This is a genomic window from Oerskovia sp. NPDC056781 (assembly GCF_042789955.1).
Classification (GTDB): domain Bacteria; phylum Actinomycetota; class Actinomycetes; order Actinomycetales; family Cellulomonadaceae; genus Oerskovia; species Oerskovia rustica.
In genome coordinates this window covers 1-3,543 of sequence record NZ_JBHUAD010000321.1, presented here as the reverse complement: position 1 = coordinate 3,543, position 3,543 = coordinate 1, and the positions used below count along the sequence as shown (strand labels likewise).

Genomic DNA, 3,543 nt, shown 5'->3' with positions numbered 1-3,543 from the left:
GCGCTGCTGCGCGTCACCCCTTCGTCGAGCTCTGCCGACGCGTCAGGCGTACCGCTCGCGGAACGCGCCCGTGAGGGTCGGCCTGTCGGCGCCGGCATCACGTGTCGTCGGCCTGCACGACGGCCTGATCGTCGTCCACGAACGTCCTCTGCGCATCGCGCTCGTCGTCCATGGCCGTCATCGTGGCCGTCGTGAGGAGTTCGAGCTGCTCGTCGACGACCGCTCTGCGGTCGGGCAGCGCAACCCTCCTCAGATCGAGCAGGGCCTTTCGCAGGTGCAGCGCCACCTGGGGAGAGCCGGCTCCGGCCATGCGGATCTCGTCAAAGGCGAGGTGGACGTATCCGTCCCAGTCGAGCACCCGCACCACCAGCCGGAGCTCGCCGTTCTCGTCGCGGAACCGACCGTCGGGGAACGGGCGACGGGCGAGCTGTCGCAGGATGTCGTGGAGCCGGTCGATGGCCTGTACCGCGGTCGACGGGTCCTGGAACGGCGAGTCCGCCAGGGAGCGTTCGGCGATGTCCACGAGCATCCGCACGCCGTACGCGACGTTCTGATCGAGCGTCGGCTCGAACTTGAGCACGATTCCCTCTGTCAGGCGCTTGTCGTCGAGGGTCGATCCGTCACCGTGCACGATGAACAGTGGAGACGATGCAGGGACGAACTCGCCGAGCTCTGGCACCAGTTCCACGACGCATCCTGCCAGCCTCGCCACCTCGACGACGTGTGCGTGACCGATCGTCGTGACGACGCCCGACTTGGTGGACACGATCACACGGTTCGCGCTGTCGATGGATACCGCCTCGTCCCCTTTGTCAGGGTAGACATGGTCCAGCAGCTTGCGTGTGTCCTCGCCGACGAGCTCGATGAGCGCCGAGACGCGAAGGGTCTGGCCGAGATGCTGCACGTAGATGACCAGGACGGCGATGCTCACGACGACCAGCACGAATGCGGTCAGCACGGACAGGCCCGGGACGGTGCCCTCCTGGCCGTCGCCACCGGGGTCGACCTCGCGGAGCGCGAGCATCGCATGGACGAAAGTTGCGACGAACAGCCCGATCGCGAACTGGCTGGGTTTGTCCTGCAGGATGCGCTGCACGATGCGCGGCGAGAACTGGCCCATCGCGAGCTGCACGACCACCATGGTGATCGTCAGCACGAGGGCGGCGAGGCTGATCATCGACCCCGCGACCACCGAGAGAATCTCCATCGCGGCATCCGGTCCGCCGACGACCGATTCAGGAATGAGCTGGTAGTCGAAGAACCGGTCGACAGCGATCGTGCTCAGCGACAGGACGATGCCGAGTGCCACGCAAACCACTGGCACGAGCCAGAGGCTCTGACGAACGTTCGTCAGGAAGCGGGACATCTTCACGTCCTCACGCTACGCCTGCGCGAGGAAGCCCCCTGGGTGGAGCCGTCCCCCCTTCGTCGAGCTCTCTACCGACGCATCAGGCGTACTGCTCGCGGAACGCGTCCGTGAGCGTCGGCCCGCCGTCGCCCAGGCGCCACACGCTCCACCCGTCGGCCGTCGCCGTGCCCGACGCCGCGATCGCCGCCGCGTCCGGGTGACGGAAGCGCGCGCCGTCGGTCAGCTCGATGAAACCGTCCGGGTACAGGACCGCCTCGAAGCGCTGCCCACGGCGCGGGCGCGACCACACGAGCGACACGGGCGTGCCGAAGGCGCGAGCGAGCGCGTGCAGGTCCGGGTCGTCGTCCGGGTCGTCGTCCAGGTCGAGGCCGTGCGCCGAGACGGACGGGGCGGGCGGGGCCGGCACGAGGTCCTGGCCCAACGGGTCGATCGTGCTCAGGGCGTCGACCACCGGGACGTTCACGGGCGGCTGGTACGACAACGGGTCGTACGCGGGCGCCTCGGCCTCGTACGACTCGCGCGTCAGCACCGATTCACGGGTGCGGATCGACTCGCGCGTGCGGATGGACTCGCGCGTCAGGATCGACGCCCGGCTCGGCGTGCGCGAGGACAGGGCGTCCTCCGCCGCCTGCGTCGAGGAGTAGCGGCCGAAGTCCGCCGCCTCGTCCGCGGGCGGCGACGCGAGCAGCGGCACGGGCGGAACCGGCGGCACCTCCGGGACGGGCGGTACCGAGAGCTCGGCAGGTAGACCGCGGTCCGCGCCGAGCGGTTCGTGGATCGGTTCGAGCGGCCCCGTCACGTCCGTCGAGCCCGCGGCGCTCCCGTAGACGGTCGCGGCGGCCTCGAGCTCCGAGCCCCGACGACGGTCGGCGCGCGAGCGCTGCGTCACGATCGGCAGCTTGCCCGTGAGCGCGCGCCCCACCGCGACGCCCTCGGCGAAGTCCGCGGTGCGCTGCGCCGAGCGCGTGGGCTCGACCGCCGCCCGGCGAGGAGCGGCCGGGGCCGCCGGACGCGCCGTGCGCTCGGGCACCAGGGGCGAGACGTCGACGAACCGGCGGCCGTCCGCCCCGTGCATCACGCCGAGCTTGAGGACCGACACCGACGACCCGGGCTGACGCAGGAAGTCGAGGGCGTCGACGATGCCGTCCTCCGCGCTCGAGCAGATGACGATCAGGCGGGCCCCCGTGGCCCGCGACGTCGCCTGCGAGCGCGTGAGCGGCACGTTGTCGTAGAACGTCGTGACGTCCTGCTGGAACCGCGCGGCACCCCCGACGTAGCGGCTCGCGAGCTCGGCCCGCGTGAGCTGCCCCGCGCGGCCGGCGTGGTTCATGGCCCGGGTCAGCGTCTCCTCGGTCAGCTCCGAGACGACCTCGATCACGACGGGCAGGCCCGCGGCGTCGAGCGCCAGCAGGTGCGGCTCGTCCGTCGACGACCCCTGCCTGACGGGGAAGATCTGCTCGCCGAGCAGGCCGTCCAGGTGGCCGTCGACCACGCGCTGCGCGACCGTGCCGAAGCCCCCACCCGCCGGCTGCGACGGGCGGACGAGAACTGGACGCTCGGCGTCCACCTCGAAGAGGGGCATCTGGGTCTCCTGCGGCTCGGGAAGCGACCTCGAACGCTGCCCCGGACGGCGGCGTTGCCGCATAGCCTACGACGCCCGTGCGAGCGACTCGAACGAGGTCGTTTCACCCACTGGGACGAGGCCGTCCCGGCCGGTCTCAGTCCTTGGCCAGGCGCTCCTCGACGCGCTCGACCTTGCCGGTCAGCTCCCCCGTCCGACCTGGGCGGATGTCCGCCTTGAGCACGAGCGAGACGCGGTGCCCGCCGGCCCCCACGGCCTCGGTCGCGCGCTTGACGACGTCCATGACCTCGTCCCACTCACCCTCGATCTCGGTGAACATCGACGTGGTCCGGTTCGGCAGCCCCGAGGCGCGGACGATGCGGACGGCCTCGGCGACGGCGTCCGTGACGGACTCGCCGGCACCGAGCGGGGCGACGGAGAAAGCGAAGATGGCCATGAGGCCATCATGCCGCGTCTCGGGGGGCGGGGGGCTCGGGAGCCCCGCTCCGGGGATCGGCCGCCGAGTGTGCGGTTCGGGTCGTTCCTGTGCCGAGGGAGTCGACCCGAAGTGCACACACGGCGCCTCGTCTCCTCCCCCGCCGAGCCGAGCGCC

Annotated in this window: 3 protein-coding genes; all 3 read right to left on the bottom strand. The window is 71.2% G+C overall.

Features of this window, described 5'->3' with window-relative positions; genetic code table 11:
* Positions 1-97: 97 nt before the first annotated feature.
* The 3 genes from ACFRCR_RS17765 to ACFRCR_RS17755 all read right to left on the bottom strand — a co-directional run bounded on the left by ACFRCR_RS17765 (position 98) and on the right by ACFRCR_RS17755 (position 3,387).
* Positions 98-1,366 carry a DUF2254 domain-containing protein gene (locus ACFRCR_RS17765; RefSeq protein ID WP_377679413.1) on the bottom strand — a complete coding sequence of 423 codons (1,269 nt, stop codon included), beginning with the start codon at positions 1,364-1,366 and terminating at the stop codon, positions 98-100.
* Positions 1,367-1,448: 82 nt separating this feature from the next.
* Positions 1,449-2,951, bottom strand: coding sequence for a hypothetical protein (locus ACFRCR_RS17760; protein ID WP_377679411.1), 1,503 nt, complete (start codon positions 2,949-2,951; stop codon positions 1,449-1,451).
* Between the two features lie 136 nt (positions 2,952-3,087).
* Positions 3,088-3,387 carry an MTH1187 family thiamine-binding protein gene (locus ACFRCR_RS17755; protein ID WP_138827129.1) on the bottom strand — a complete coding sequence of 100 codons (300 nt, stop codon included), beginning with the start codon at positions 3,385-3,387 and terminating at the stop codon, positions 3,088-3,090.
* Positions 3,388-3,543 lie beyond the last annotated feature (156 nt).